The sequence below is a fragment of the Pseudomonas sp. B10 genome, assembly GCF_900156235.1.
GTDB lineage: Bacteria > Pseudomonadota > Gammaproteobacteria > Pseudomonadales > Pseudomonadaceae > Aquipseudomonas > Aquipseudomonas siliginis.
Map to the genome: position 1 here is coordinate 4,581,252 of NZ_LT707063.1, position 25,538 is coordinate 4,606,789.

At 60.2% G+C, this 25,538-nt stretch carries 21 protein-coding genes and 1 pseudogene; 14 read left to right on the forward strand and 8 right to left on the reverse strand.

The features are described 5' to 3' along the window. Positions 1–2,556, forward strand: a complete 2,556-nt coding sequence (locus tag BXA01_RS20770; RefSeq protein ID WP_076565901.1) for a LuxR C-terminal-related transcriptional regulator — start codon at positions 1–3, stop codon at positions 2,554–2,556. A gap of 152 nt (positions 2,557–2,708) precedes the next feature. Next, positions 2,709–6,173: a dermonecrotic toxin domain-containing protein gene (locus BXA01_RS20775; protein WP_076565903.1), complete on the forward strand. Its 3,465-nt coding sequence runs from the start codon at positions 2,709–2,711 to the stop codon at positions 6,171–6,173. Between the two features lie 26 nt (positions 6,174–6,199). On the opposite strand, the gene BXA01_RS20780 is transcribed toward BXA01_RS20775, so the two are convergent. After that, complete coding sequence (locus BXA01_RS20780) at positions 6,200–6,979, reverse strand: IclR family transcriptional regulator (RefSeq protein ID WP_076565905.1); 780 nt, start codon at positions 6,977–6,979, stop codon at positions 6,200–6,202. A gap of 163 nt (positions 6,980–7,142) precedes the next feature. Here BXA01_RS20780 and hmgA point away from each other — a divergent pair, with 163 nt between their 5' ends. Genes hmgA through maiA form a run of 3 tightly spaced genes read left to right on the forward strand, consistent with a single transcriptional unit; the run spans position 7,143 to position 10,406 of the window. Continuing rightward, positions 7,143–8,447 carry a homogentisate 1,2-dioxygenase gene (hmgA, locus tag BXA01_RS20785; RefSeq protein WP_076565907.1) on the forward strand — a complete coding sequence of 435 codons (1,305 nt, stop codon included), beginning with the start codon at positions 7,143–7,145 and terminating at the stop codon, positions 8,445–8,447. A 3-nt stretch (positions 8,448–8,450) separates the two neighbouring features. Then, positions 8,451–9,755, forward strand: a complete 1,305-nt coding sequence (fahA, locus tag BXA01_RS20790; protein ID WP_076565909.1) for a fumarylacetoacetase — start codon at positions 8,451–8,453, stop codon at positions 9,753–9,755. A gap of 12 nt (positions 9,756–9,767) precedes the next feature. Continuing rightward, entirely contained in the window at positions 9,768–10,406 is a 639-nt protein-coding gene (maiA, locus tag BXA01_RS20795; RefSeq protein WP_076565911.1) for a maleylacetoacetate isomerase, read from the forward strand. Between the two features lie 160 nt (positions 10,407–10,566). Here the strand turns inward: maiA and BXA01_RS20800 are convergent, their stop codons facing one another. Next, a complete protein-coding gene (locus tag BXA01_RS20800; protein WP_076565913.1) occupies positions 10,567–11,370 on the reverse strand; it encodes a SirB1 family protein in 804 nt (267 codons plus the stop codon). A gap of 184 nt (positions 11,371–11,554) precedes the next feature. Here BXA01_RS20800 and BXA01_RS20805 point away from each other — a divergent pair, with 184 nt between their 5' ends. Further along, positions 11,555–12,574, forward strand: coding sequence for a Glu/Leu/Phe/Val dehydrogenase family protein (locus BXA01_RS20805; protein WP_041479665.1), 1,020 nt, complete (start codon positions 11,555–11,557; stop codon positions 12,572–12,574). Between the two features lie 157 nt (positions 12,575–12,731). Here the strand turns inward: BXA01_RS20805 and BXA01_RS20810 are convergent. After that, positions 12,732–12,986, reverse strand: a pseudogene (locus BXA01_RS20810) (YebG family protein); the annotation flags it as partial. A gap of 347 nt (positions 12,987–13,333) precedes the next feature. On the opposite strand from BXA01_RS20810, the gene BXA01_RS20815 reads away from it, so the two are divergent. Further along, complete coding sequence (locus tag BXA01_RS20815; RefSeq protein WP_016771633.1) at positions 13,334–13,834, forward strand: phosphate-starvation-inducible protein PsiE; 501 nt, start codon at positions 13,334–13,336, stop codon at positions 13,832–13,834. Here the strand turns inward: BXA01_RS20815 and BXA01_RS20820 are convergent. Then, entirely contained in the window at positions 13,831–14,148 is a 318-nt protein-coding gene (locus BXA01_RS20820) for a DUF3509 domain-containing protein (protein ID WP_016771632.1), read from the reverse strand. The genes BXA01_RS20815 and BXA01_RS20820 overlap by 4 nt on opposite strands. A 263-nt stretch (positions 14,149–14,411) precedes the next feature. After that, positions 14,412–15,788, reverse strand: a complete 1,377-nt coding sequence (locus BXA01_RS20825) for an L-serine ammonia-lyase (protein WP_076565915.1) — start codon at positions 15,786–15,788, stop codon at positions 14,412–14,414. Between the two features lie 135 nt (positions 15,789–15,923). On the opposite strand from BXA01_RS20825, the gene BXA01_RS20830 reads away from it, so the two are divergent. Both BXA01_RS20830 and BXA01_RS20835 read left to right on the forward strand, forming a co-directional pair. Continuing rightward, positions 15,924–16,871, forward strand: a complete 948-nt coding sequence (locus tag BXA01_RS20830) for a LysR substrate-binding domain-containing protein (RefSeq protein WP_016771630.1) — start codon at positions 15,924–15,926, stop codon at positions 16,869–16,871. A 200-nt stretch (positions 16,872–17,071) separates the two neighbouring features. Then, entirely contained in the window at positions 17,072–17,479 is a 408-nt protein-coding gene (locus BXA01_RS20835) for an HPF/RaiA family ribosome-associated protein (RefSeq protein ID WP_076565917.1), read from the forward strand. Positions 17,480–17,567: 88 nt separating this feature from the next. On the opposite strand, the gene fecA is transcribed toward BXA01_RS20835, so the two are convergent. The 3 genes from fecA to BXA01_RS20850 all read right to left on the reverse strand — a co-directional run bounded on the left by fecA (position 17,568) and on the right by BXA01_RS20850 (position 21,449). Continuing rightward, complete coding sequence (gene fecA / locus BXA01_RS20840) at positions 17,568–19,901, reverse strand: TonB-dependent Fe(3+) dicitrate receptor FecA (RefSeq protein ID WP_076565919.1); 2,334 nt, start codon at positions 19,899–19,901, stop codon at positions 17,568–17,570. A gap of 88 nt (positions 19,902–19,989) precedes the next feature. Beyond that, entirely contained in the window at positions 19,990–20,922 is a 933-nt protein-coding gene (locus BXA01_RS20845; RefSeq protein WP_076565921.1) for a DUF4880 domain-containing protein, read from the reverse strand. Further along, positions 20,919–21,449, reverse strand: coding sequence for a sigma-70 family RNA polymerase sigma factor (locus BXA01_RS20850; protein ID WP_076565923.1), 531 nt, complete (start codon positions 21,447–21,449; stop codon positions 20,919–20,921). Before BXA01_RS20850 ends, BXA01_RS20845 begins: the two co-directional genes overlap by 4 nt. A gap of 146 nt (positions 21,450–21,595) precedes the next feature. On the opposite strand from BXA01_RS20850, the gene BXA01_RS20855 reads away from it, so the two are divergent. Genes BXA01_RS20855 through BXA01_RS20875 form a run of 5 tightly spaced genes read left to right on the forward strand, consistent with a single transcriptional unit; the run spans position 21,596 to position 25,361 of the window. Next, positions 21,596–21,901 carry a DUF3649 domain-containing protein gene (locus BXA01_RS20855; RefSeq protein WP_076567789.1) on the forward strand — a complete coding sequence of 102 codons (306 nt, stop codon included), beginning with the start codon at positions 21,596–21,598 and terminating at the stop codon, positions 21,899–21,901. Next, on the forward strand, positions 21,898–23,481 hold the full coding sequence (locus tag BXA01_RS20860; RefSeq protein WP_076565925.1) for a PepSY-associated TM helix domain-containing protein: 1,584 nt from the start codon (positions 21,898–21,900) through the stop codon (positions 23,479–23,481). The genes BXA01_RS20855 and BXA01_RS20860 overlap by 4 nt, the downstream gene beginning before the upstream one ends. Further along, positions 23,481–23,807: a DUF3325 domain-containing protein gene (locus tag BXA01_RS20865; RefSeq protein WP_076565927.1), complete on the forward strand. Its 327-nt coding sequence runs from the start codon at positions 23,481–23,483 to the stop codon at positions 23,805–23,807. The genes BXA01_RS20860 and BXA01_RS20865 overlap by 1 nt, the downstream gene beginning before the upstream one ends. 1 nt (position 23,808) lies before the next feature. Next, a complete protein-coding gene (locus BXA01_RS20870) occupies positions 23,809–24,375 on the forward strand; it encodes an RNA polymerase sigma factor (RefSeq protein ID WP_076565929.1) in 567 nt (188 codons plus the stop codon). After that, positions 24,372–25,361 (forward strand): FecR family protein, encoded by a 990-nt coding sequence (locus BXA01_RS20875; RefSeq protein ID WP_076565930.1) that lies wholly within the window; start codon positions 24,372–24,374, stop codon positions 25,359–25,361. The genes BXA01_RS20870 and BXA01_RS20875 overlap by 4 nt, the downstream gene beginning before the upstream one ends. Positions 25,362–25,538 lie beyond the last annotated feature (177 nt).

A 25,538-nucleotide genomic window follows, 5' to 3' on the forward strand; every position in this document is an offset into this window, starting at 1 on the left:
ATGACCGCCATGACCCCGTGCCTGGATCGACCCGGATTTTTGCCCAGGCTTTCTTCACATCATCAGCCTCGCAGTCGCTTGACTGCGCCTTTGCTGACATCGAACGCACGGGTCAGGCTGTTGTGCGCGCCGGCAGGCAGTGGCAAAACCGCACTGCTCACCGAATGTCTTCTTCAGGTGCGCGCGGAGTGCGAGGCAATCTGGCTGCCGCTGGCGGGAGCAGCGCTCAGCGCCGATGAATTTTGCCGGCGTCTGACGCAGGCGCTCGGGCTGGTCGAAGGCCTTGATGATAGGCAGCTGATGGCGGAGCTGGCCCATTGGTCGAGGCCGACGTCGCTGTTTATCGACGATTACAGTCGGCTGCCGGATCCGGCTGTGGATGCTCTGCTGGATCGCTTGCTGGCGGTCAGCAGCCCTGCGCTCACCTGGTGGATCAGCACTCGCCGCCGGCCGCAGTGCAACTGGCCGCGCCTGTTGCTCGATGACGAACTCTACGAATTCGAGAGCGCCAGCCTGGCGCTGACTCACGATGAAGTTGTATCGGTGTTGCACCATTTGCCGCCTGACCAGGCGGACCGTGTCGCCACCCGTATCATCCAGCGTACTGGCGGTTGGTGCGCGGGCGCGCGCATGGCGCTCCTGCAAAAGTGCGACTGGTCGCAAAACCTGCAACCGCAGCAGCGTGTCGACACTCTGCTCGATTATCTGCAGCACGAACTGTTCAGCAACCTGACGCCGGAACAGGACGAGGCATGGCGTGTGCTGGCTCACCTGCCACGGTTCAACGCGCCGTTATGCGAGCATTTATTCGGCCCTGGCGAAGGCGCTCAGCTGCTGCACGATCTGCAGGTGTTGGGCTGCTTCATCGAGCCTTGGCAAGCGTCCGCTGACTGGCTCCAGGTGTTCCGCCCGCTGTCACGAATCATCCAGGAGTCGCACTGGCCGTGTGCGCGTTCCTGGCACCGGCGCGCCTGTCAGTGGTTCAGCGCGACGCAGGATTGGCGAGCGGCGTTCGAGCAAGCGTTGTTGGCCGAGGAATACGAAACTGCCGTCAGCCTGTTGCAGTATTTCAGCTTCGAGGATCTGTTCGAAGACCAGACCGTCGTCCTGCTGTTGCGTTTGCACGAGCAACAAAGTCAGGAGCTGACCCTGATGACACCGCAGCTGATCGGGCTGGTTACCGGAGCCTTGCTGTTTGCCGGTCGGTTCGAACAGGCCGGGCAATGTCTGGCTCATCTCGGCCGCTTCATGCCGCAACCGAGAGCGCAGCTGGAGCAGCAACTGCTGGCCCGCTGGCAGGCGCAACAGGGGTGGCTTTTTCACCTGCAAGGGCAAATGGAGCCGGCACGCGCCTGCTTTCAGGAGGCTTTGTCTGCGCTGGCTGACGAGGCCTGGCAGGCGCGTCTGATGTGCCTGTCAGGACTGACCCAGCAGGCGTTGCTGTGCGGTGAGCTTGATCAGGCCCATGCCCTCAACCGCGAGGCGCTGTGCCTGGCGCGGTCTCATGGCTCCTTGCTGTTCGAAGGCTTGCTTGAGCTTGACCATGCGCAATGGCTCGAGCAGCGGGGCGCGCCTTTGCGTGCCGAAAGCCTGCTGGTGGAGATCGAGCACTTGCTGCGCCAGCGCGCCACAGTGCCCGTGCCACTGCTCGGCCGGATTGCCCTGCGGCGCGGACGACTGGCGCTGTGCATGGGACTTGAAGCGCAGGCTGCGCAGTTGTTCAGTCAAGGCCTTGAAGATTGCTTGCGCAGCCACGACAAGCGGGTCTTGTATGGTTATCTGGGGCAGGCACAACTGGCCGGCAATCGCGGCGATTATGCCTGCGCTTTCGAACGCCTGCGCGAGGCCGAAAGGGTCATGCAGCAGCGGCAGATTCCCGATACGGTCTATCGCGGTGTTGTGTTGCAGGTGAGCAGCCAGTTCTGGTTGCAACAGGGCCGACCGCATCTCGTGCAAGAAGCGTTGAGCCGACTGTTACGGCATTACCGGGGACCTTCGGCGTTGCAGGCGCCACCCGCGACGTTCGAACTGATTATTCGCATCGAATACCTGCTGGCCTGCGCGAATGCGCAATCGGACCCGGACGAAAGCGCTTTGCCCACCATTGAGCAATTGTTGAAGCGCGCTCAGGCCAAAGGCATGTTGGCGGCGGAAACGGAGCTGTTGCTGGCCTTCGCCCAGTTGGCCGAAGCGCACGGTGACACGGTAGCGGCGCAGCAAGCGTTCCAGCGAGCCGCAACGCTGGCGGAGCGTTGCCGATTGCAGCAAGCCGTGCGCGAGTGGGAATTACGCCGAGGAAGCCTCGGCACTGGGTCTGGCAAGGAGGTTTCTGCCTGGCCGCGGGATAACGATGAACAGGCGCCTGGCCTCAGTCGGCGCGAACGCGAAGTGCTGATGTTGATTGCTCAAGGGGCTTCTAATCAGCAAGTTGCCGAACAACTGTTTATTTCATTACATACAGTAAAAACCCATGCGAGAAGGATTAACGGTAAGTTGGGTGTAGAACGCAGAACCCAGGCTGTGGCGAAAGCCAAGTTGATGGGGATACTGGTTTAGCTTTGTAAATTTCAGTAGCGCAACATGGTTTACGTTGGTGGTGGCATGTTTTGTAATTTGTTCGAGCTTCATGTCGGCTGAAAAAGAAACTACCTTGCAATTATCGGCGGTGGCTGCACTTGCAGCTCTGGATAATCAAGTAAGGAAAGTTTGTGGCCAAGTTATATAAAAGTTTGATGCGTGGTTCTTTCGGTGAGCAGGTTACCTGGCCGGAAGAGTGGGAAAAGGCAACACAGGCTAAAACCGATCTGTTCAAGATCATCGACGCCATGCCGAGCGTGCTGGATATTCTGCGCAGCATGCTTGAGGGTGAACTGAAGCGTCTGGGCAAAACAGTTGATATCGACAAGGTCTATATCAATACGGATCCTGCTTTCCCTGCCGATGAAAATCGGCCATCAGGCACTCTTTGGGAGGTAACGGTTCATTGTCTGAATAACCATGTAAGTCCTGCCTATATTATGGGTGGCGATGGGGTTTTTGTTCTGCCGGATACGTTCAGTGAGCAATTCAAAGTCAAGGTGCTCAACACCATTGTTGTTGAAGATCTGATCGCTGCTGTAACTGCCGGACTGGAAAAAACATTGCGAGCCGAGATCGCAAAGTTCTGGGCTGCGCCAGCGAAACCCGTCCATGCCGACAATGCACCGCTGTCGAACAAACAGGCTTTCATCAAGGCCTATGCCGTGGTCACCGGTGCAGAGCTGTCGCTGTCGGTCATGGCCAACAACTTCGATGCCCGATTGGGCGAGCGATTCGCTCATCTGCTGGAAGCAGATGCCGGTCGCGCAGCGTTTGAAGTCAACCTGCAACCGGCACAGGATTATCTTCTGGTGCGCCAGCCCTGTTTCGTTCTGGACAACGCCGAGCGTGCGGTCGCAGAGATGCAACTGGTCAACGAGTCGACTTCCTATCTGCTGCACACGCCGGAAAACGGCTTTGAGTTCTTTGAAAAAAATACCGATTTGCACAGCAAACTTCAGCAGCGACTTTCCCTGCGTAGCGAGCAGATCAGTTATCCGAAAGCCACGCAAAATCCTCATGCGTTTTGTGCAGAGGCTCACCTCAAAGGTCAGCTTGAAAGCGTGGCAACCTTGATCAGTGGCCAGGCACAACTGGAAAAACCGCTGACCTCCATGCTTCAGGAGAATCAACGCCTGCATGTGCTGCGTTACGGCATCGACACCCGCTTTTATCTGCTTTGGGCAGCACTGAAGCGCACCGACTGGCCGCTTTGGCTGCATGCCGCTGGTAGCGATGTTCAACAACGTTATAGCGAGCTTGAAGAATCCAAAGACCAGTATGAGGCTGCATATTCGAGCGCGTTCGATACGTGTTTTTCTTTCAAGGACTATGTGGTGCGCACGTTCGCCGCATGGGCGCAGAGGGCCTTTGACGAACGCCTGGATCCTGAAGCGATCAGTGTCCATAGCTCGTACACTTTGCAAGTTGCCGGACGGACCATCGAACAGGAAGAAACCCGGACGCTGACGGAGTTTCTTGTTTTCGGTCTGCACGACAATGGTTACAAAGCGACTCTGACCATCATCGGCGCTCCCGACGGAAGTCGGCTGACGGCAGTAGCGCTCGAGCAGTGGCTGGAAAATCGCAATCTGCGCCTGGAGTTTACCGGCAGTCTTGCTTACTCGCCGTCGGTTGCTTGGCAGGAGGCCTATCGCAACTATCTCTTCAGCCAGATGGAGTTTGCAGTTTTTGTAGCTCGCCAGTCCGGGAAGCTGGATTCCACCGATGCGAACATCATCGCGCGCGCCATGGCCAACGACCCTGCGGTGACTATTCAGGGCTTGAAAATCAGGCTGCAAGTGCCAGCGCTGAAAGACGTTCTGATGATTTCGGCCAAAGAATACGCACCGTCGCTGATGTTGGTCAAAACAGCTGACGGGCAATTCGAACTGCAGAAATTTTCCGATATCTACGCGGCGAACCGCTGGCTGGAGTCGGCGTTGTCGGCGGATCGTGAATACGCCGCATTGATGATCCATCCCGACTACCTGCACGAGGCGGGTGAGTTGCTTGGCAGCGCTGGTACTCAGCTGAGCTACCGCTACACGCTTGATAGCCGGCCGGTCGATCTTTATCTGAACGCCAAGGCACCTTTGGCGGACTACGTAAATGTCGCCTACCGAGCCGAAGTTGCGCTGCACAAGGCCATTGCACCGGCAGCTTATCGGGCGCTTGGCATTGAGGGGCGCAAGCGCTATTCGCGTCTGACAACCGAACTCAAGGCGTTGTCCACGGTTGATGTACGAGACAATGGTTTTCCGACCTTCGAGCAGTTCACCTATGACGCGGTGAAAGCCCAGATAGAAGACCTATTGCGTTCGCGTGGCAGCAACGTTTCGGTCAATCCCGATCAGATCATTATTCAGACCGAAGAGTTTCGTAAGAGCGTTACCGACGTCCTGCTTGAGGGACTCGCTTTCGAAGCGGTGCATCCGGCCTATGAAACCAAGTACAGCCCCAAATATTACTTGGTGAATGGACATCCCCTCGTTGAAAAACTGGATATCCGGGATTTGTCTTCGCTATCGAAAACCTTCCGCCCTGGTGACCGATACAGCGCGATGCTGGAAGAGCAATATCTGAACAAGGCGCATCCTGATCACGCTTTCAAGCGCGCGGTACACGCCCGGAAAATCCGCTGTGAGATGTATCGCAATGCGTTTGCCGATTTCACCAACGGCAGATTATCGACAGAGTCTTTCTCTGCTGTCCAAGAGGTTATCGATAACCTGAAAGAGAGTGGCGGTTATCAGTCGGTAGGGACCAGCACCGCCGAAGGTGATATCGGGCTGTATAAATTCAATATTGGCGCGCTGGGTCTGACGACTCCTGGGGACCGCGCGGTTGGCGGCGTTTATATTTTTCGACTGAAGTTGTCGTCAGGTTTCTTCGACTTGCTCTATACGCCTGACGCGCCGGATCAAGTCAACTTCCGGCCGATCGCTGAGTTCATTCCTTCGATTCGTTTTCGAAAAGGCCCGTTCAGGAACTATTACAGCGAGCGGATACTGCTGGTTGACCAGAAAGTGACCAATGACTACTTCGATAATCTGGTCGCAACGGTTGATACCCGACCGGTCATTCGCACACAGCAGCGTTCGTTACTGCCCGATCTGTTCACTTTCCATGACGAGCGAGTGCGCCGTGTATTGAGTGACATCGACGAACGGACCACCAGTCTCAACGAAATAATCGCCGGTGTGGTTTATGAAAATCTGTTGAAGGCCGCAAACATTGTCAGCCTGCTGGTGCCACCCGTAGGCACTGTGGTGGTGGCTGTGCAGGTGATGAAAAGCATCTACGACGCGTCGCAGTCGCACCGACGCGGTGATTATTCCGCCGCGCTGGGGCATGTGCAGGATGTATTGAGCGGACTGCTGACATTGGGTCAGGCTGCAGCGGCGGGGGCGCCGGCTAAAGAACTTAGCCGTGCGCAACGCTCGTTTCTGAGTTTGTTTGAAGACGCCCGCACGGTCGCGGAGCTGGTTACGTATTACACCGGCCATGAAGACCCCGCCGATGAACTGATCGGGTTCTTCAAGGCACTGATGCAAGAGGCTGAGTCTGCATTAAGCAAGACCACGGTTCGCTGAGCCGTTTCGAGCGCTCATAGTCTGATTTATCTTTCGTAACCCATGCGCCAACTCACGGCCCGGGTCGCAGCCAACAAACGCTGCGCCGCCGGGCCGTTTTCGTCGGCGTGGAACAGTGAGGTCGGGCCGACGATGGTCAGCACCGCAGCGATCTGCCCGACCGCGTTGAACACTGGCGCAGAAAGCGCATCCACACCCGGCATCAACAAACCATGCACGTGATGCAGACCGCGTTCGCGTATCTGTTCACACAGCGCTGCATAGGCTGTTTCATCCTTGAGCGGATGCTCCGCGACAGCGATCTCCTGCTCGCGTAATTCATCGGTTTCCCGATGCGGCAGGTAAGCGCTGAACACCAGCCCGGTGGACGAGCTGAGCAGCGGCAGCACCGAACCCAATTGCGTCACCACCGTCACCGCGCGCACCGCCGGTTCGATATGCACCACGGTTGCGCCCTGATTGCCCCACACCGCGAGAAAGCAGGTTTCGTTGAGTTCGTCGCGCAAGTCGGACAGCGGCAGGGCGGCAACTTTCAGCACGTCCATGCTGTTGAGCGCGGCCAGGCCCACGCGCAGTGCTTCGCGACCGAGGCCGTAATGGTTGGTGGCGGTGTTCTGTTCGGCAAATCCAGAAGCTATCAACGCCTGCAGATAGCGATGCACCTTGCTCGCCGGCATCTGCACGTGTTCGGCCAGACGCGACAGCGAAGTCGACGGCGACAACTCGGCCAAGGCCTTGAGGATGTCGGTGCCGACCTCGGCGGAGCGGACTTTCTGTTTGCCGTTGCTGTCGCTGGTTTTTTCCATGGGGCTGGCGGTTCCGGTTCGAATGGGCGTCTTTATAGCTTGACGCTGGATAGCGAGCAAATTACGTTATGCGTAATCAGATTACGATAATAACAACCCCGGCGTGCCGAGACCTCTGATCCAGAGCGATGGGCCACTGCCGACTCCCTGTTCAGGAGGCTCCATGAACCTCGATTCAACCGCGCAGGACCTGGTTTACCAGTCCGGCTTTGGCAACGAATTCAGCACTGAAGCGTTGCCCGGCGCGCTGCCCGTTGGCCAGAATTCCCCGCAAAAAGCCCCGTACGGCCTGTATACCGAACTGTTCTCCGGCACCGCGTTCACTATGCCGCGCAGCGAAGCGCGGCGTACCTGGATGTACCGGATCCAGCCGTCGGCCAACCACCCGGCGTTCGTCAAACTGGAACGGCAACTGGCCGGCGGGCCGTTGGGTGAAGTAACCCCCAATCGCCTGCGCTGGAATCCATTGGAGCTGCCGACCGAACCGACGGATTTCATCGATGGCCTGGTCAGCATGGCGGCCAACGCCGGCGCCGAGAAACCGTCCGGCATCAGCATCTATAACTACACCGCCAACCGTTCGATGGAGCGGGTGTTCTTCAACGCCGATGGAGAACTGCTGCTGGTGCCGCAACTCGGTCGTCTGCGCATCGCCACTGAATTGGGCGTGCTGGACGTAGCACCGCTGGAAATCGTCGTTCTGCCGCGTGGCCTGAAATTTCGCGTCGAACTGCTCGATCCACAGGCACGCGGCTACCTCGCCGAGAACCACGGCGCGCCGCTGCGCCTGCCGGATCTGGGGCCGATCGGCAGCAACGGTCTGGCCAATCCACGGGATTTCCTCACCCCGGTCGCTGCCTACGAAAACCTGCAGCAACCGACTACTTTGGTGCAGAAATTTCTTGGCCACTTATGGGCCACCGAACTCAATCACTCACCGCTCAATGTGGTCGCCTGGCACGGCAACAACGTGCCGTACAAATACGACCTGCGCCGTTTCAACACCATCGGCACGGTGAGTTTCGATCATCCCGATCCTTCGATCTTCACCGTATTGACCTCGCCGACCAGCGTGCACGGTCTGGCCAACCTCGATTTCGTGATCTTCCCGCCGCGCTGGATGGTCGCCGAAAACACCTTCCGGCCGCCGTGGTTCCATCGCAACCTGATGAATGAATTCATGGGCCTGATCCGGGGCGAATACGACGCCAAGGCCGAAGGCTTCGTGCCCGGTGGCGCTTCGCTGCACAGCTGCATGAGCGCCCACGGCCCGGACGGCGAAACCTGCACCAGGGCGATCAACGCCGAGCTTGCACCTGCAAAAATCGATAACACCATGGCCTTCATGTTCGAGACCAGCCAGGTGCTTCGTCCAAGTCGTTTCGCCCTCGAATGCCCACAGTTGCAACCCAGTTACGACGCTTGCTGGGCGACGCTGCCCGCCACGTTCGACCCGACCCGGAGATAACCCATGACACAGAATTCCATCCCCCGCAGTTGGGTCGCTTCGGCCAACGGTCACAGCGATTTCCCCTTGCAGAATCTGCCGCTGGGCGTGTTCAGCCTGGACAGTTCGGCGCCTCGCGCGGGCGTAGCGATCGGCGAGCACATTTTCGATTTGCAGGTGGCGCTCGAGGCCGGTCTGTTCGACGGTGTCGCACGCAGTTCGGTGGAAGCCATGCACGGCGGGCAGTTGAATGCGTTCTTTGAACTCGGTCGTGAGGCGCGGGTGGCCCTGCGCGAACGCCTGATCGAACTGTTCAGTGAAGGCAGCACCCTGCGCGGCAACATCGAAGCGCAAGGCGCAAAAGTCTTGCCGTTGGCTGCCGATTGCCAGATGCACCTGCCGGCACGGATCAGCGATTACACCGACTTCTACGTCGGCATCGAGCACGCGCAGAATGTCGGCAAACTGTTCCGCCCGGATAACCCGCTGTTGCCGAACTACAAGCACGTGCCGATCGGTTACCACGGTCGCGCTTCCACAGTGCGAGCGTCCGGCACCGACGTGCGCCGGCCGAAAGGCCAGACGCTGCCGGCCGGGCAGACTGAACCGGTATTCGGTCCATGCGCGCGTCTGGATTACGAACTGGAACTGGGCATCTGGATCGGCCAAGGCAATGAGATGGGCGAGCCGATTGCCATCGGTGACGCTGCCGAGCACATCGCCGGTTTCTGCCTGCTCAACGACTGGTCGGCGCGGGATATCCAGGCTTGGGAATACCAGCCACTCGGCCCATTCCTGTCGAAAAGTTTCATCACCAGCGTCTCGCCGTGGGTGGTGACGGCTGAAGCACTGGAACCATTCCGCACGGCGCAACCGGCCCGCCCTGAAGGTGATCCGCAGCCGCTGCCGTACCTGCTCGACAAGCGTGACCAGGATGGCGGCGCCTTCGACATTGAGCTGGAAGTGCTGTTGCGTACCGAAACCATGCGCGAGCAGGACCTGCCCGCCCATCGCCTGACCCTGAGCAACACCCGCTACATGTACTGGACCGTCGCGCAAATGGTCGCGCACCACAGCGTTAACGGTTGCCAGTTGCAGGCCGGTGACCTGTTTGGTTCGGGCACTTTGTCCGGCCCGGAAAACGGCCAGTTCGGTAGCCTTTTGGAGATCACTGAGGGCGGTAAGAAGCCGATCGAACTGGCCTCCGGCGAAGTGCGCAAGTTCCTTGAGGACGGTGACGAAATCATCCTGCGTGCCCGCTGCGCCCGCGAAGGTTTTGCCTCGATCGGCTTCGGCGAATGTCGCGGCACCGTGGTCGCTGCGCGCTGACAGGAGCGGCTTATGGATCTCTATGGCTATTACCGTTCCACTTCGTCGTACCGGGTGCGCATTGCGCTGGCGTTGAAGGGCCTCGATTACCAGGCGCTGCCGGTCAACCTGATCGCACCGTCGGGTGGTGAACATCGGCAACCGGCGTATCTGGCGCTCAATCCGCAGGGCCGGGTGCCGGCCTTGCGCACCGATGACGGCGCGCTGCTGATTCAATCGCCGGCGATCATCGAGTATCTGGAAGAGCGTTACCCGCAGGTGCCGTTGCTGCCGGATGATCTGCTGGCGCGCGCGCAGGTGCGCGGTGTCGCGGCGGTGATCGGCTGCGACGTGCACCCGCTGCACAACGTCAGCGTACTCAATCGTCTGCGCCAGTCCGGGCAGGATGAAACGCAGGTGGTGGAGTGGATCAGTCACTGGATCAGCCAAGGGCTGGCGACAGTGGAGCAGTTGATCGGCGACAGCGGTTTCTGTTTTGGCGAATGGCCGTGCGTGGCAGATGTGTATCTGATTCCGCAGTTGTATGCGGCAGAACGCTTCAATGTTTCGCTGGAGGCTTACCCGAAAATCCGCCGCGTTGCTGCGCTCGCTTTGGAACATCCAGCGTTCATCAAGGCCCATCCCGCCAACCAACCAGATACCCCTAAATGATCATTCCCACGCTCTGCGTGGGAATGCATCTCGTGACGCTCTGCGTCACATTGGACGCAGAGCGTCCGGGGCGGCATTCCCACGCGGAGCGTGGGAACGATCAAAAAAATTTCGCCTGACACACCGCAATCGCGAGCAGGCTCACTCCTACAAAATCTGGTCAATGCACGACGGAGTTGGGCGGCAGATGGCCGAGGCGTTCGGTCAGGCGCAGGCGCTGGATCGGGTCTTCACTGAGCATCAGCGCGTGCTCAAGGTCGAAGCGCTCGGCGTTCGGGCAGTCCAGCCGTTGATACAGACTGGCCCGGGCCATGTAATCGGAGGCCTTCGCATCACCCAGTTCGAGCACTCGTTCTGCGTCGATCAGCGCGGCGATGTGATCGTCGTGGGTCAGGTGCAATTGGCGCAGGTTGCGTGACAGACGTTGCAGCATCTGCACCGGCGTTGCGCTCAGCAAATGTTCGGCGCTGAGCTGCATGTTCGGCCCGTATTGGCGTTGCAACAGTTCTCGGCAGTCATTGGGATATAGTCGCCGCCCGCCGCAAGGGTCGAGCAAGTGGTCGGCGCCGGGTACCCGCAGCAGAAAATGTCCGGGGAAGTTGACCCCGACCAAAGGAATCTCCAGCCCACGCGCCAATTCCAGTGCGATCAACGCCAATGCCAGCGGCTGACCGCGCTGGGTGTGCAACACGCGGTGCAGCAGCGCCGCCTGTGGGCGCAGCGGCAGGAAATCATCCTGTGCGAAACCGAGATCGACCATGCGCCGCAACAGCGGTTGCGCCAGTTCGCTGACCGGCAGCATCGGCAGCCCATAGCTGACGCGTAGTTGCAGATCCTTGAAGGTGCGCAACCATGCCTCGGGTTCGAGGGTTTTGTCGTGCTCGGCACTTATCCACAGCGCAGCTTCCAGCAGGGCCGGCGGTGAACGATGCAGGCATTCGAAAAAGCGTTGGCGCGCACTCATCTGAATCTCCCTCCAATGCCTCGTTTTAGCCCCGTCCGGGTGGTTCGTCCAGTGCCGGGCGCGTTGAGCGCGAGTTATAGCGGCGCAGCATTGTCCGCTCGGCGGCTCATGCCGGTGCGCGCCAGCAATTTTCAGGGGCAAGCCTATACTGGCGTTCTACAAGAAGTGATTCGGGAGCCTGTCGATGTTCGCTCTCATGCAAAGCACTCGCCTGGAATCGCTGCACCTGAGCGTGGACCCGGCAACCGGGTTGAAGGCGGTCATTGCCATTCATAACAGCCATCTGGGGCCAGCCCTGGGCGGGTGCCGTTACCTTGCCTATCCCAACGACGAATCTGCGGTCGAGGACGCCATTCGCCTGGCGCAAAACATGAGCTACAAAGCGGCGCTCGCCGGCCTTGCGCAGGGCGGCGGGGTGGCGGTGATCGTGCGCCCGGCCCATGTCGAGAATCGCGCCGCGTTGTTCGAGGCTTTCGGACGTTGCATCGAGCAACTCGACGGCCGCTATATCACCGCCATCGACAGCGGTACTTCAGTGGCGGATATGGACTGCATTGCCCAGCAGACCCGCCACGTTACCAGCACCACCTCGGCAGGCGACCCGGCGCCGCATGCGGCCATGGGCGTATTCGCCGGCATTCGCGCCACGGCGATGGCGCGCCTGGGCAGCGACAACCTCGAAGGTCTGCGCGTCGCCATCCAGGGGCTTGGCAATGTCGGTTTTGCACTCGCGGAGCAACTGCACGCTGCCGGCGCCGAGTTGCTGGTCAGTGACATCGACCACGGCAAGGTGCAGCTGGCAATGGAACAGCTCAATGCTCACCCGATCGCCAACGATGCATTGCTCAGCACGCCGTGCGACATTCTCGCGCCGTGCGGGTTGGGCGGGGTGCTTAATAGTCACAGCGTTTCACAGCTGCGCTGCTCGGCGGTGGCCGGTTCGGCGAACAATCAACTTTCCCATCTGGACGTGGCGGATCAACTGGAACGACGCGGGATTCTTTATGCGCCGGATTATGTGATCAATGCCGGCGGGCTGATTTACGTTTCGCTGAAACATCGTGGCGAGGAGTTGCCGACGATTACGGCGCATCTGTCGAAAATCAGTTCGCGGCTGACCGAAGTCTTTGCCCATGCTCAGGCGGAAAAACGTTCGCCGGCGCGGGTGGCGGATGAGTTGGCCGAAAAGGTTTTGTATCGCTGAAAGCAAAAGATCGCAGCCTTCGGCAGCTCCTTGTATCTCTGAATGCAGGAGCTGCCGAAGGCTGCGATCTTTCTGATTACTTCGGCGCTTTCGCTGCTTTGGCTGGCTTCGCCGGCGCCTCGTCAGGTTCTGCCGCTTCAGCTTTTTCGACAGGCTCGGCCGGCGCATTGATCAGCTCCGACAGCGCATCGGGCTGGCTCTTGAACGCTCTGGCGAACACATCGCGATTCTTCGCCATGTAGATCCCGGCTTCTTCCACTTGCTGTTCGGTCAGGGACGGAACGGCTTTTTGCAGCACATCGGCCAGATATTCGGCCAGTTCGAGCATTTTGTCATGACGATCAGCTTCGGCTTTATCCATGAACAAGCGCTCCAGATCTCGGCTGCTGCGGTATACCACTTCGACGGCCATTCACCACCTCACATGCCTTCACGTTAAGTTGTCTTGACGACTACTGTATCCATATACAGCGAAAAGGATAAGCGAATCCCTGCGCCATGGGTAGTGGCTTTTCAATGTAGACCGGATTTGGCGTTTGTCAGGGGGACGGGGTGGCTGCTATTCGCGAGCAGGCTCGCTCCCACGGGGATTGTGCAAAGCCGCTAGCCTGCGACCAAACGCCACGGCGCGGGATTTGCGGCGGATCGCCATGATGCGTGGCCCTGAACCTGCATGAAAACCGTTGCAACAAGGCGCGCGCGCAAAACCGTCACGTGCGATACGCATCATCCGCCCGAAACGGGCTAAGGAAACTCATCGTGAAAATAAACTGGGCCGAGAAACTGCGGCGTAACGTGCATCAACTGGCCGAGTCCCTGGGCAACCTGTTCGTCGAAACCTTCCACTATCTGGCGCTGTTCGCCATCGGTGCGGTGACGGCGTGGGCTGCGGTGATGGAGTTTCTCGGCATGCTCGAAGTCGGGCACATCAAGATCGATGACATCCTGTTGCTGTTCATCTATCTGGAACTGGGCGCGATGGTCGGGATTTATTTCAAGACCAACCACATGCCGGTGCGCTTTCTGATCTACGTGGCGATCACTGCACTGACGCGCCTGCTGATCTCCAACGTCTCGCACCACAACCCGCCGGACATGGGCATCATCTACCTGTGCGGCGGCATTTTGCTGCTGGCGTTTGCGATCCTGGTGGTGCGTTACGCCTCGTCGCAGTTCCCTTCGGTGAAGATCGAGAACCCGCAGCGCAAGATCGGCACGGGCTCCAGCGAGCATCCGGAAGTGGAGAAGGGCGAGCTCTAAAGGCCCGCCGCTTGGCCGGGCTGGCCTTTGACCCTTGGCGGTGGCGGGGTCAGCCCGGCGCCGCTGGTCATGGCTTCGAGAATCGACATGGCGCTGTGGCCCTGTTCGATGGCGATGCCGAACTGGATGCTTTGTACCAGCCGTTTCAAACGCTCGGGATCGTTGCGCTGTTCGGCACTGATCATGCGCTTGGCCACGATGCGGCCGGCGTTGGATAGCGTCAGCATGATGCTGCCGTCCAGGCCCTGAATGCTCAGATTGATCTGATAGTCCGGCGCGAAAGCATCGGTAATGATCTGAAATGGGTTGTCCATGATGCGTCACCGCCTGATTGAACGTGCAGTTGTTGACCGGCCATGATCTGATTTGGTTCGCAACACCAGACCACTGGCATCTCGTTCGCTGAGGTTTGCAATGTCCGTTTGCCTCAAGGGTGGTGTAGCAAGGCGCATGCCGGAAAAATTGTCGAACAATAAACACGGTGAAAAAAACGGCGAGCCTCGAGGCTCGCCGTTTTTTGTGGCGCGTTTTCAGGGCAGGAATGAGCCGATGATCGCTGACAGTGCAATCAGGCCGATCAGCACTCCACCCAGTTCACCGCCAGCCCGCCCCGCGAAGTTTCCTTGTATTTGTCGTGCATGTCGGCGCCGGTGTCGCGCATGGTGCGGATCACCCGGTCGAGGGAAATGAAGTGATTGCCGTCGCCGCGCAGGGCCATTTGCGTGGCGTTGATTGCCTTCACCGCCGCGATGGCATTGCGCTCGATGCACGGCACTTGCACCAGGCCACCGACCGGATCGCAGGTCAGGCCCAGGTTGTGTTCCAGGCCGATTTCGGCAGCGTTTTCCAGTTGCTCCGGCGTCGCCCCTAGCACGTCGGCGAGGCCGGCGGCGGCCATTGCGCATGCCGAACCGACTTCGCCCTGACAGCCGACCTCGGCACCGGAGATGGAGGCGTTTTTCTTGCACAGAATGCCGACAGCGGCTGCACCGAGAAAGAACGCGACGACATCATCGTCAGACGCATCCGGATTGAATTTCATGTAGTAGTGCAGAACCGCCGGAATGATGCCGGCGGCACCATTGGTCGGCGCGGTGACCATGCGCCCACCGGCCGCGTTTTCTTCGTTGACGGCGAGGGCGAACAGGTTGACCCATTCCATCGCCGACAGGGTCGAACTGATCACATTCGGTTTGCCGATTTCCAACAGGCTGCGGTGCAGTTTCGCCGCGCGGCGCGGTACTTTCAGACCGCCGGGCAGGATGCCTTCGTGGCGCAAACCTTGTTCGACGCACTCGCGCATCACTGACCAGATGTGCAGCAGGCCTTGGCGAATCTCGGCATCGCTGCGCCAGGCGCGCTCGTTGGCCATCATCAGTTCGGACACGCGCAGATTGTGCTTTTTGCACAAAGCGAGCAGTTCGGCGGCGCTGGAAAAATCGTACGGCAACACCACGTCGCTGGCTGGCGCCACGCCAGACTCGGCTTCAGCCGCTTCGACGATGAAGCCGCCGCCCACCGAGTAATAGGTTTGCGCGAACAGCTCGGCGCTCTCGCCAAAGGCGCTCAGCGACATGGCGTTGGGGTGGTAGGGCAGGCTCTCGTCGAGCAGCAGCAGATCGCTCTGCCAGTCAAACGCAATCGTGCGTTGACCGGCGAGGGACAGTTGCCCGGTTTCGCGCAGTTGCTGGATGCGTGGATCGATGGTCGAAGGATCGATGCTGTCCGGCCACTCGCCCATCAGGCCCATGACCGTTGCGCGGTCAGTGGCGTGGCCAACGCCGGTGGCCGAGAGCGAACCGTACAGGCGGATCTGCACACGTCGCACATCATTGAGCAGATGCTGATCGATCAGAGCCTGGGCAAAGGTCGCCGCTGCACGCATCGGACCGACGGTATGGGAGCTGGACGGGCCGATGCCCACTTTGAATAGATCGAAAACACTGATAGCCATGCTAAACCCTTACAAGCAATGGAGTAGGAATCGCTGCCATTTTTTGTCGGACAAGCGCAATGTCGGCGATACTGCCTGCCTCGGTTCGAGGTGACCAACGAAACCTCCTAAGACAGCCTTTAGCAGGACTAAACAATGAGTCGTCAATTGCATGCCCAGACCTACGTCTGGCTGCAGGTATTTGCCTGTGCCGCGCGGCACCTGTCGTTCACCCGTTGTGCCGAAGAACTGCACATCACCCCGGGCGCGGTCAGCCAGCAGATCCGCCAATTGGAAGAGCGCCTGGGCTTTCGCCTGTTTCATCGGCGCGCGCGGGGCGTTGAGTTGAGTGCACAGGGGCAGCGGCTGGCGATTACCGTCAACGAAGCCTATGGCAGCATCGATGCGGAGTTGCGCCGGCTGGACGCCGGGATGATCAGCGGGACTCTGCGGTTGCGCTCGATCCCGTCGTTTCTCGGCAAGTGGCTGACCCCGCGCCTGCCGCGCTTGCAGCAACGCTTTCCGGATATCCAGTTGCGCCTGGTAGCCGAGGACAGCAGCGTGCCCTTGCATGAGGGCGATTTCGATCTGGCCATCGACCTCAACGATGGCAGTTATCCCGGATTGTTATCCACAGCCTTGCTCGACGAGCAGATATTTCCGGTGTGCGCGCCGAGCCTGTTGCGTGGGCGCCCGCCGTTGCACGGGCCGGCCGATCTGGTGCATTTCCCGTTGCTGCACGACATCACCGCCTGGCGTGGCAGTTACGAGTACGCGGAATGGGAGTTCTATTTGAATGCGATCGGCTTCGAAGGCGCCGATGTGCGACGCGGCCACACCTTCAATCGCAATCACCTGACCATCGAAGCGGCGATTGCCGGCATGGGCGTGGCGATTGCCCGGCGCACGTTGCTCAATGATGAGCTGGAGCGCGGCACTTTGATTGTGCCGTTCGGCTTGTCGGTACCCAACCATAAACGCTACGTGCTGCTATATGCGCCGGGGGCGTTGAGCCATCCAGGCGTGCGCGCTGTGCATGACTGGCTGGTGGAGGAGGCGGGGATTTTTCGCAGCCTGCATCCGCTGAATGAGCAACAGATGTGAGCAGATTTTTCTGCGGTGCGGGTCGACCCAACTCCCGACATTAACAGCGCCTCGCTCGGTTGTCCGGCTTTTTTTGCGAATGAATATTTTTCTTTTTTCAGGGGTTGAAATGTTCGTCGCTCGGGCCGATTGTTGTAACCAGGAGGTCAGGAAATTCAACTCAAGGCCTCCAGCGAGCTAGCTGAAATAAGGGATGAACTATGCAAATCCAAGTCAACAGCGATAACCATATTCAAAGTAGTCAGCGACTGGAGGAGTGGGTACGTACAACTATTGAGAGCACGCTCGAGCGTTATGAAGAAGACCTGACCCGTGTCGAAGTCCACCTGAGCGACGAGAACGGTGACAAACCAGGTCCCCATGACTTGCGCTGCCAACTGGAAGCGCGGCCAAAAGGCCACCAACCGATTTCCGTGACCCACAAAGCCGATTCGCTGGAGCTGGCAATTGACGGCGCTGCCGAGAAACTTGAGCACGCCCTGGAGCACCTGTTCGGCAAACTGCGAGGTAAGCCACGCGCCGCTGTAGTGCCGTTTAGCGGCAAAGCCAACGACAAGCTGTTGGCGGAAGAATTCGACGAGAACGAACAGGCAGCGATCAACAGTTGATGCGCTGATTTCACAAGTCACACAAGGAGAACGGGCCTGCTGATGCAGGCCCGTTTTTTTCGCATGGCGGCAAGGCTTCAGAGTCTGTTCAGAACGCCACCGACGTCTGCACATAAACCGTCCGCGGCTCTCCCACATACTTGCCCTTGTTGTTGTCATCGAACGAGCGTGTGAAGTACTGCGTGTTGAAGATGTTCTTCACCCCCACCGCCACATTCAAATCCGACAGTTGCGGTCCGAAGTCATACCCGGCGCGGCTGCTGAACAGCATGTAACCAGGGATCTTGCCGGTGCTGCCATCGGCGCTTTCTTTCGAAGTGTTGGCGTTGTCGGCAAACTGGTCGCTCTGGAAGCTGCTGTCCAGATTCAGCTTCCATGGCCCTTCGGTATAACCGACGCCAATCGTGCCTTTGTGTTTGGAGGAAAACGGCACGCGGTTGCCTTTGTTCGGCCCGTCCTCGCGGATGGTTGCGTCGACATAGGCATAACTGGCGTAGACATCGAAACCGGCCAGCGCCGGGCTCAAGTCGTCGAGCGCGTAATTGACGCTGGTCTCGATGCCCTGATGGCGGGTTTCGCCGCGCGCGATCACCGAATCGTTGGTCTGGTTGCTTTCGTACTGGTTGTCGAAGTTGATCAGGAACGCACCGATTTCAGCGCGCAGGGCACCGTTGTCATAGCGAGTGCCGAGTTCCCAGGTGCGGGCCTTTTCCGGCTTCACTTCGCCGCTGCTCACGCGGTTGGGCATCTGGCTGTACTGCACGCTGCCGAACGAGCCTTCGGTGTTGGCATACAGGTTCCAGCTGTCGGTGAGGTGATAGAGCACGTTCAGCGCCGGCAGCGCGGTGTTGTAGTCGCCCTTGTATTTGACGTTGGTCAGGTTGTTGGTCTGCTGCGACTCGATCATCTCGTAGCGCACGCCCGGGGTGATGGTCCATTTGCCGATGTCGATGCGGTCATCGACGAAGAACGCGTTGGCCTCGGTACCACCGCGAGTGTCGCGGTCGTTGCGGCTGCTGGTGGTCGGGTATTCGTTGGCGCTGATCGGCGTGCGATAACGCAGTTCGTGGCCGGCCTCATTGATGTAGCGGTAGCCGACGCCGACTTCATGGCTGCTCGGACCAAGGTCGAAGCCTTGGGCGAAACGGGTTTCCAGGCCACGTACCCAATACTCGCGGGGCGACAACGAAAGGAATGTGCCCTGATCCAGATAACCGCTGCGCAGGGTTTTGGTGAAGAAGGTGTTGGCGGTGAACTCGCGGCGATCTTGCTGATAGTGATAGCCGAAGTTGAACATCGTGCGGCGCCCCCAGAACTGGTCTTTCGGCCGCGTCGACTGATACGGATCGGCATCGTAATCGGCGACATTGAGACCGCCGGGCATGTCGGCCTTGCCCTCGTAATACTGGGCCATGGCGTTGAAGCTGTTGGCCTCGTCGAGCTGGTACTTGCCCTTGAGGATCAGGTCGTCGATCTCGGTATCGCTGTGTTCGCGCCAGTCACCGCCACGGGTGCCGGAGTACAACAGCGCACCACCGAGGCCGTTGGCGTTGGTGCCGCCGGCCAGCAGATTGGCGCTGGTCTTGAAACCGTCGTGGCTCGACGATGGGCTGGTTTCAGTCTGGAACCCACCCTTGACCGTTGGCTCGTCAGGAATCGCCCGGGTCACGAAGTTGACCACGCCGCCGACGTTCTGCGGGCCATAACGCACCGCGCCGCCGCCGCGCACCACGTCCACCGCATCCATGTTGCCCATGCTGATCGGCGCGAACGAAAGCTGCGGCTGACCATACGGCGCGAAAGGCACCGGGATGCCGTCCATCAATACTGTCGAGCGTGCGGCCAGGCGCGGATTCAAACCACGAATACCGAAGTTCAGCGCCATGTCGTGGCTGCCGGTGCCGTTGTTCTCCGGCGCATTCACACCGGGGATGCGGTTGAGCACGTCGCGGGCCTGGGTCGCGCCCTGGCGTTCGAACTCTTCGCGGCGGATCACATCACGCGCGCCGGGGTGTTCGAAGACATTGATCTGCGCCGCATCGCCGAGCCAGTCGCCGACCACCGTCGAGGTGCCCAGCTCCAGCGCAGCGTCAGCCAGCGGTTGCAGGCTGAAGGAGTTGTTACCCTCGGCGCGGGCTTGCAGGCCGGTGCCTTCGAGCAACGCATCGAGGCCTTGTTGCGTCGTGTAATTGCCCTCCAGACCCCGGCTCTGCACGCCGCTGGTGACTTGTGAACCGAAGGAAATCAGTACGCCGGCTTCCCGGCCAAACTGGTTGAGCGCGGTTTCCAGCGACGTCGGGGCGATGTGATAAACCTTGGTCTCGGCGCCCAGCGCAGCGGGCAGGGCGGTGAAACTCAGGCTGGCGCCGAGCAGAAGATTGCGCAGGCTGCGGGCCAGTGGCGTAAGGCGGTTGGGCTGCATGTGGATGATCCTGAGAAGGTGGAATCAAGGGGGCTTTCCTTCTCTGTCACGCCAGATCTGAAAAACGGCTCATGGTTTTGGCGTTTTTTTACACCCGCGCTTCGATGCTCACCCAATAACGGGTAAAGCGCTTCACTCTGACCGGCAGACTGATCTGCAACACGTCGAGAATCCCCTCGCTGTCATCCAGTGGATACGTCCCGGAAATCAGCAGATCGGCAACCTGACTGTCGCACCGCAGCTGCCCGCGCCGGTAGCGGCCAAGCTCTTCGAGGAAATCGCCGAGGCGCATATGGGCGGCGACCAGCATGCCGTCAGTCCAGGCGCCGCTATTGGCGTCCAGTGGTTTAGCCGCGCTGACGGAGCTGGCAGTAAAACTCAACTGCCGCGCGACCGGCAGCAGCAGGGGCGCGCGCTGGCTGGCGATGAGTTCGACTCGTCCTTCAAACAGGGCGATCTGCGTGTGATCAACAAACTGCCGCACATTGAGGCGCGCACCTTGGGTTTTCAGCACGCCGTGTGCCGTGCGTATTTCGAACGGATTTGCAGCGCTCAACAGCATTTCGCCTTCGAGCAGACGAATCGTACGCTGCGTGTCATCGACATCGACGGAACTTGCGGTATTGAGCTGTAACGAATCGGCACCGCCCAAGCCGATCTTGCGCCGCTGGCCGACCGGCGTGCGGTAATCGGCGAGCAGCGACGGCAGTGGCGTGTGCTCGCGCATGCCCCAGGTCGCCGCTGAGCCGGCACCGAGAATCAGCAACATTTTCAGCGCCTGACGGCGGCTGCCGGACTTCGGTCCGTTCAACGCCGCGTGGGCCAACGGCGACGAAACGCCGCGCAAACGCTGATTGACTCGTTGCATGTGTTCCCACGCTCGGCGGTGTTCGCTGTGCGCATCCAGCCATTGTTGCCAGGCCTGTTGCTGGCGCGGGGTGAGCGTGCCCTGCTGCATTTCCAGCAGCCAGTGCACCGCCTGTTCGGCGACCTGCGCGGAGAAATCCGGCGTCCGATTCACTGGGCGAAGTAGCAGCGCATGGCCGCTTTGTTCAAATGGCGTTTGACCGTGGCCACTGAGATGCCCAGTTCTGCGGCGATTTGTGGATAAGTCAGACCATCGACCTGCGCGAGCAGAAAGGCGCGTTTGACCTGGCGCGGCAAGCCGTCGAGCAGCTCATCGAGTTCGATCAACGTCTGCAGGATGATCGCTTTGTGCTCTTCCGACGGCGTGACCATTTCCGGCATTTGCGCCAGCGTCTCAAGGTAGGCGCGTTCCACATCCTGGCGCCGGTAATGATTGAACAGCACGCGCTTGGCCAGGGTGGTGAGAAAGGCGCGCGGTTCGATGATCACCGGTGGTTCGCGAGCGGTCAGCACCTTGATGAACGTGTCCTGAGCCAGATCCGCCGCGCTGTCGGGGCAGCCGAGCTTGCGCCGCAACCAGCCGGTGAGCCAGCTGTGATGGGCGTGGTAGAGCGATTCGACGGGATGGGCGGGCGGCAACGAAATGACTCCGGACGCAAAATTTGCGTAGAGAACGTGCATTAGAGAACAAGAACGGTTCGCATTGTAGAGGCTGGCGACAGTGTCCGGCAATCAGATGCTTTTGCGTATGAGAATATTTATCATTAATATTGCTCGCCTGTAGATTCGGCTTGTCGGCCGAACGTTTTTCGTTTCAGGGTCGAAACATGAAAGGCAAACTCGCCACCCTTCCCATGTCCTATCGTCTGGCCGTCACTTCGCGGGTACTGGCGGCGATTTTCGGCGGCTATCTGGTCGCGGCGCTGGCCAGTGTCACCCTGACGTTGTGGCTGCCGCTGAACCGCGCCGAAGCGGTGGTCACTGGCATGACCGTGTCCTTTCTGGTCTATCTGGTCGCAGTGCTCTGGTGCTTTGCCTGCCGCAGCGCGTGGTCGGCGTGGGTCGGCCTGTTGGTGCCGAGCGTGATCCTCGCCACCGTTTCCGGTGTCGCGCGCGGTCTGGGGCTGGCATGAAGGAAGGGTTCCGGCAGGCGATGGCCTGGCTGCACACCTGGGCCGGGCTGGTGTTCGGCTGGTTGCTGTTCGCGATTTTTTTCACCGGCACGCTCGCTTACTTCAAAGATGAAATCAGCCACTGGATGCAGCCGGAAATCGCTGCACATTCGCTTGATAGCGAAGCGAGCCTGGCGCTGGCGCAAGATTATCTGCAGCAACACGCCGCCGGCGCCTCGCGCTGGCTGATCGATTTGCCCGATGCCCGCGACCCCGGCCTGACGGTGCGCTGGCAGCAGGCGCCGGGCAAACCCGGCGAGCGCGGCCGCTTCGAATCCCGAACCCTCGATGCTCAAACCGGAGTCGAAGTACAGGGTCGCGAAAGCATGGGCGGCGAGTTCTTTTATCGCTTCCATTTCCAGTTGCAGATGCCTTATCCGTGGGGGCGCTGGCTGGCGACCCTCGCCGCGATGGTGATGTTCGTTGCACTGATCAGCGGCATCATCACCCACAAGAAAATCTTCAAGGACTTCTTCACCTTCCGCCCGCGCAAGGGCCAGCGTTCCTGGCTCGACGGGCATAACGCCGTGGGCGTGCTGGTGCTGCCGTTTCACTTGATGATCACTTACAGCAGCCTGGTGATTTTCATGTCGATGGTCATGCCGGCGAGCATCGTCGCCTCTTACGGCAGCGACGTGCGCAAGTTCTACGACGAAGTCTTTCCCGCCTCGAAGACGCCCGAGCGCGCCGATATCGCCGCGCCGCTGACCGCCATGACGCCGCTACTGGCCAAGGCCAGCGAGCAGTGGTCGGGCGGCAATACCGCGCGCCTGTCGGTAAGCAACCCGGGCGATGCCAGCGCCACGGTGGTGCTGTCCCGCGCGGGCGATCGGGTGGTGCATGATTTCGGCCGGGCGGTGACTTTTAACGGGGTCACCGGGGAGCTACTCGGCAGCACACCGGATCAGCCAGCGGCGATGGCCGTGGGAGGCGCGTTCTACGGTTTGCACATGGGCCATTTCGCCGGGCCGCTGTTGCGCTGGCTGTATTTCATTTGCGGACTGGCCGGCACGGCGATGATTGGCACCGGGCTGGTGATCTGGCTCGGCAAGCGGCAGCTCAAGCACGTAAAAAGCGCGGCGCTGCCGTTCGAATTGCGCCTGGTCGAGGTGCTGAATATCGCCAGCATGGCCGGCCTGGTATCGGCGGTGGCGGTGTTCTTTTTGGCCAATCGACTGTTGCCGGTGAGTCTGGCGGGGCGGGCCGATTGGGAAGTGAATGCGTTCTTCATAGCCTGGGGCCTGAGCGTGGTGCACGCGGTGTTGCGTCCGGGACGCAAGGCGTGGATCGAACAGCTGACGCTCGGCGCTGCGCTGTTTATCGCGGTGCCGCTGATCAATGCGCTGACCACGCCGTGGAATCTTGGCGCCAGCCTGATGCAGCGCGACTGGGCACTGGCCGGATTTGATCTGACTTGTCTGGCGACGGGGCTTTTTCTTGGCTGGGCTGCGCGCAAGATGCAGCGTCCGGGCGAGCGCGTCAGCGTTCGCAAAGCAAGTTCTTCGCCTCGGTCGATCACTGTCGAACAGGGTGCCAACTGATGCTGCTGGCCCTGTTGCTCACCTATCCCGGCTTCACCGCGTTGTGCCTGTCGATGCCACGTCATCACGCCGAGTTGCTCGGCGCCAAACCGTCGATGCGCCGCCGTCAGGGTCTGGCGTTGGCGGGATGGCTGTTGCTGGCGCTTTCGCTGTGGGCGGCGGTCGCGGCCAGTGGCTGGAGTTTCGGTCTGGTCGACTGGTTCGCGGTGCTGATGCTCAGCGCTTTGGCATTGGTGCTGTTGCTGCCGTATCGCCCGCGTCTGGCCATGGCACTGGCCGGGTTGAGCCTGCTGGCGAGCCCGGTCGCCGCCTGGGCGCAGTGCTGAAGTGCTGATGGGTCTGCCGCCGGAATCGCGTGACGATGAAGCGCGTGGCGCGCGTGCGCATTTTCTTCAGGTGTTTCTGTCCCAGCGTGCGCAAATGGAGGCGCTGGTGAATCGGCGCGTCGGTTGTCGGGCGACCGCGGCGGATCTGGTCCAGGATCTGTTTTTGCGCTTCTGGCGGCGGCCGCTGGTCCAGGTCGAAGAGCTCAGCACTTATCTGCTGCGCTGCGCCGGCAACATCGCCATCGATCATTTGCGCAGTGAAGGCACGCGCACGCGGGCCAACGAAGGCTGGCAGCCGGACGAACCCGACAGCTACGGCAGCGAACCCCAGGCTGCCCTCGAAGCCGGCAACGATCTGCGCCATGTCGAAGCGGCGTTGCGCGCCTTGCCCGAGCGTACCCGGCAGATTTTTCTGCTCAATCGCATTCATGGGCGCAAGTACGCCGACATCGCCAAGGCCATGGGCCTGTCCCAAAGTGCCGTGGAAAAACATATGATGCGCGCCCTCGAGGCCTGCAAGGCCAGCCTGCGCGACCCCGAGCCACGCCTGCCAGGGAAAGCACCGTGAAGCCATCCGGTCCGATCACACCGACACCGGCTCAGGAGCAGGCCGCGCTGGCTTGGCTGAGCCTGTTGCACGACCGCCCGAGCACTGGCGATCAGCTGACCTTCAGCCAATGGCTGCGCGCCGATCCGGCCCATGCCCAAGCGTATGCGCAGGCGCAGGTGATCTGGGAACTCAGCGAAAGCCCCGCGCGCACGCTGGCCGATGAAGATGCGTTCGCGTTGCAAGGTTATCTGCAGGCGATGGACGCTCCGCGTCGCTCGCCGTTGTTGCGTTGGTCTGGAGCACTGGCGCTGACCGCGTGTCTGCTGTTGATGGTCAGCCTCGGCACGGGGTGGCAGGCGCAGCGCTGGCTCGACGATCTGCGCGCTGATCATGTCTCGGCACCGGGAGAAATCCGCACGGTGACTCTGGCCGATCAGTCGCAAGTGACACTGGATGCCGACAGTGCGATTGCTGTGGATTTCAGCCATGGCCAGCGCCGCGTGAAATTGATCAGAGGCGCCGGTTTCTTCAGCGTCACCCACACCGGCGATCCGTTTGTGGTGGCGGCGGAGCAGGGCGAGGCGCGGGTGCTGGGCACCCAGTTCGAAGTGCGCCGGCAACTCCACGGCGCGCAAGTGACGGTGTTGTCCGGACGTGTCGCGGTGACGGCGGATGAGCATGGCCAACAACAGATTCTCACTGCCGGGCAGCAGGTCGCTTATGCCGACGGCACGGCGGAAAAACTGCATGGCGTGGACAGTGAAGCGCAACTGGCCTGGCGTCAGGGTTGGCTGACTTACTACAAGACCACGCTGGCCGAAGTTGTCGAGGATCTGCGCCGCTATTACCCGGGGCGGATTGTGCTGCTCAACGATGAGCTGGCGGCGCGCAAGGTCAGCGGCAGCTTTCCGAGCAAGGACCCGCAGGCGGTGCTCAATTCGTTGCAGGGAGTGTTGGGGTTTGAGCAGCATCGGGTGTTGGGGCAGCTGATTATTCTGCGCTGAGGGTGCCGGCCTCTTCGCGAGCAGGCTCGCTCCCACAGGGAACGCATTCCAAAGGTGGGAGCGAGCCTGTTCGCGAAGGCGTCAGCCCAGGCAACAAATTCCCCGAAAAATATTTTCAAATTAAAGGTGAGGTAACCCCGAGCCCCATCCGTGTAGTGACTGAAACTGCGAGCCATT